This window comes from Sinomicrobium oceani (assembly GCF_900119185.1).
Lineage (GTDB): Bacteria > Bacteroidota > Bacteroidia > Flavobacteriales > Flavobacteriaceae > Sinomicrobium > Sinomicrobium oceani.
Map to the genome: position 1 here is coordinate 1 of NZ_FPJE01000052.1, position 3,365 is coordinate 3,365.

The following is a 3,365-nucleotide window of genomic DNA, read 5'->3' on the forward strand; positions in this document are numbered from 1 at the left end:
AAAAAAAAGAGGCTGCCTTTTTAGACAACCTCTTTTTGCCCCAAATCTTACCATGAACTTAACCTACTTATGCTATGGTGATTCGAATATAGGGTGAGAAACCTTTATAGTGAAAATAATATCGATCAATGACGGTTAAAATCGTTTAAATGTATTTTTGACCCCTGACCTATCCGGAATTCACACTGAATACGGGATTGTCATAAAGTAAAGCATATACGGTAGTATGATAGACACCGCAAGGTTCGTATCCTTGTCTGCTTTTCGGGGCTTGTTAAATAAGCTTGTTGTTTGTAACGTGAATGATAGCTTCTGAAATATTTGTAACTTTCAGTTTTTCGAAGAGTTTTTTCCTGTGGAATTTGATCGTTTCGGGAGACAGGAAAAGGAATTCCGCAATTTGGTTGATGGTATAACCTTTGGCAGACAGTAGCACTATATGTCGCTCACGATCATTGAGCTTTTTGAGGTCATTTGCCTTCCAGAAGTTTCCAGGGAGATCATAATTATAGATCCTGGTATCTCCCTCTTTTACAATTTTTACATTTCCCGGTTCTTTTTCCGACGATAAGGAAACAACACAAACAGATTTCCAGATTTTACCCTGAGAAGTGAGAAACAGCGGGGTAACTTTCTGGTGGATCAGTAATGGTTTTCCACGCATGTTGTTGATATGAAAATCGTAAGAGATCGTGTACTGTTTTCGTTCTTCCTCCGGAACCTGTTCATAAAAGTCAAAGCCGGCAACATGGATACGTGCGAGAAGCTCAAGATCGCGGGGAGGGACATATTTGAAGTAGAAGGCATATCCCATTTCTTTGATCATTTCTGCCGAATGTTCTCCGAGAAATGAAGGATTCTCCGAAACAAATTCGAATTGTTTTTTTTGATAGTCGATGACATAAATACTCTTGTAGGTAATCCGGGAAAAAGCCTTTACGGCCTCGAGATAGTGCATGTGCTGCTTATGATCGTCCGGAGTGATTTTTTGAATGGTATTCCGCAACGGGAAGAAGTCGTTCAGGTTTGGCATAGGATAGTGGTTGTAAGATTGGTCATTCCAAATTTAATCAATTTCAGGTATTACTTGTATATGGAAAACCGTAACGACGTTCTTTCATGATAAAAACAGTCGGTTATTTCCGGGATTTTTGGCTTGGGAGAAGTGGGGCTCCGGGAAATACCGGGCAGAATAAAACATTTGCCCCGTAAAGGTTCGTAGGTAGGAGCAGGCCTAAACCCGAAGAAATGGGCTTTATCCGAAGTATAAAGCATAAAACTATACTTTTGTGTAATCAATTTACTACATTTTTAGTTTATTTTTGGCTTATTACCATGGTATTATTTCGCAATGTTTTCCTGTAATATCGAAGCATAACCCAAATTATTCTTTCAAATGATCATTACGGGAATTATCTTTTTTATTGCATTGAATAATTAAAAATGAAGTTTAACCACCGGTTACTTATGACTGGTAAAAACCAAAGAAAATGAAAAAATTACTTATTCCGGTAGCAGCCATTACTATTGGGCTGTCTTCTTATGCCTTTACTCCTGTAGAGAAGGATAATTCGTTGGATAATGAAGTATCTTCCGCAGCTCTGGCTGCGGGGAGATGTGACGAAAATTATGAAACGGCAACTACATTCTCCAAATGTGCCAAAACCTGGACCGAGGAGACTGAGGTAGAACTTGGATTACAGAACAGAGTTCTGGATTTATATTAAAATTTTCTGAACAGCATTGCTTTCTCCAAGCAATGCTGTTTTTTTCTTTTTTAGCATTATATCAATGATGATTACACCCGGAAAATATTTTCTGTCAGGTTTTGCTTTTTTGTGCCTCTCTTTTACCGGTTACGGACAAACAGCAGGACAAATCGTAAAAGTAACATATACCAGTAGTCCTGTAAGCCAGTATAATTTGTCGCAAAAGGATATGCAGGGTACTGCAGTGAAAGCATCCCTTTACGAGTTTATGAAAGGAATTACGGATTACTACAGCTTGTATATTAACCTCAAAGACCGTTCTTCTGTGTATATTCTGGATTCTACAGTACAGGTAAGGCCCCGTGGCTGGGAGGATTCTCAGATACGTGCAGCACTTACCGATACGGTTATTTTTGCACTGAAATCTGCAAAAAACAAGACCTATAAACACGAATGGATTATGAATCAGACCTTTTTTACTGAGGGCGAGGTCGGCGATATCAGTTGGGAACTGGGTAGCGAAAAGAAGACTATCGACGGACTTACATGCTATAGAGCTGTAGCCAAAGATAAGTATCCGATGCTTACCGTCTGGTACACCAGGGATTTACCTATATCCAACGGTCCGTCCATATATCAGGGGTTACCGGGTTTGGTCGTATGGGTTGAAGATTATTTTCGGACTACGCAAATACGCAATATAACATATAAAGATGATACGGAAGCCTTCGATACGTTATATCGCAGTAAGTACGATGAATTTGTCAGGGAGAAGGAAAGAAAAAAACGATATGATAAAGAACCTATACTGGTAATAAAAAAGGCCGATCTGGCTAATTTTCTGGCTGCACATTGATAGATTTTTGTCCCATACCTATATCGTGATCTTAACCAGATTGTATGAAGAAACATATACTTATTATCTTTTTTACGTTCCATTTGTTATTGATTTTTTTCCAGGCTGTCTGGACTACCGTGGACGGTTACTGGATATATCATTTTAACAAAGCCCCGGATGTTCCCGGGCTGAATCTTTTCAAACAAAATCCCCGGACCGAGTTGTATTATATCCTTTCCGGCACCAATACCGGTTATGGATTTTACGGTATAAAAACTTCGACTGAAAAATTTCTGAGGCTTACCTTTTTTGACGATACGGGTAAGATCATCGGTTCCGATCGGTATTTCGGGCTTTCAACCAGATCCGGAATGGCGCGTTTGGGAAGTTATGCCTCGTATCTTGCAAATTATATAGCCGATACGGAAAAGCTGCAGGAAGATGAAACCCGTTCCCCGGAAAACAAAGGATTCATAGAATTCCGAAAAGATTATGTAAGAAAAGCTCTTAAGTGGCTGGGTAAAAAAGAAGCAGAGGCCTTTCCGGGATGCGAATCCTATAAAATAGAACTTTTAACCGTCATACCCGAAGATATCCGGGATCGCAAAGACCGTAAACCCGAATTATATGTTATTGAAGAAGGCCTGTACCCCATACGGTAAACTCGAAAAGTTTTTTACGGAACCATATAACGAAAAAAACTTCCTTTTTTTCTTCAGGATCAGGGTCTGTAAATTAAACTCTGTCTGATTGTTCTCCCCTTCGGGGGGTACCCCCCGAAGGGGAGGCCGCTAAATCCAAGGGAATCCGGTTCCCAA

General features: G+C 39.8%; 4 protein-coding genes. 3 read left to right on the forward strand and 1 reads right to left on the reverse strand.

Features of this window, described 5'->3' with window-relative positions; all coding sequences use genetic code 11:
- Nucleotides 1-274: 274 nt before the first annotated feature.
- Nucleotides 275-1,033: a helix-turn-helix domain-containing protein gene (locus tag BT112_RS21375; protein WP_072319479.1), complete on the reverse strand. Its 759-nt coding sequence runs from the start codon at nucleotides 1,031-1,033 to the stop codon at nucleotides 275-277.
- A 457-nt stretch (nucleotides 1,034-1,490) separates the two neighbouring features.
- Here BT112_RS21375 and BT112_RS21385 point away from each other — a divergent pair, with 457 nt between their 5' ends.
- The 3 genes from BT112_RS21385 (at nucleotide 1,491) to BT112_RS21395 (ending at nucleotide 3,209) form a co-directional block, all read left to right on the forward strand.
- Nucleotides 1,491-1,727, forward strand: a complete 237-nt coding sequence (locus tag BT112_RS21385; RefSeq protein WP_072319481.1) for a hypothetical protein — start codon at nucleotides 1,491-1,493, stop codon at nucleotides 1,725-1,727.
- Nucleotides 1,728-1,791: 64 nt separating this feature from the next.
- Nucleotides 1,792-2,565 carry a GLPGLI family protein gene (locus BT112_RS21390; RefSeq protein ID WP_072319482.1) on the forward strand — a complete coding sequence of 258 codons (774 nt, stop codon included), beginning with the start codon at nucleotides 1,792-1,794 and terminating at the stop codon, nucleotides 2,563-2,565.
- Between the two features lie 44 nt (nucleotides 2,566-2,609).
- Nucleotides 2,610-3,209 carry a hypothetical protein gene (locus BT112_RS21395; protein ID WP_072319483.1) on the forward strand — a complete coding sequence of 200 codons (600 nt, stop codon included), beginning with the start codon at nucleotides 2,610-2,612 and terminating at the stop codon, nucleotides 3,207-3,209.
- Nucleotides 3,210-3,365 lie beyond the last annotated feature (156 nt).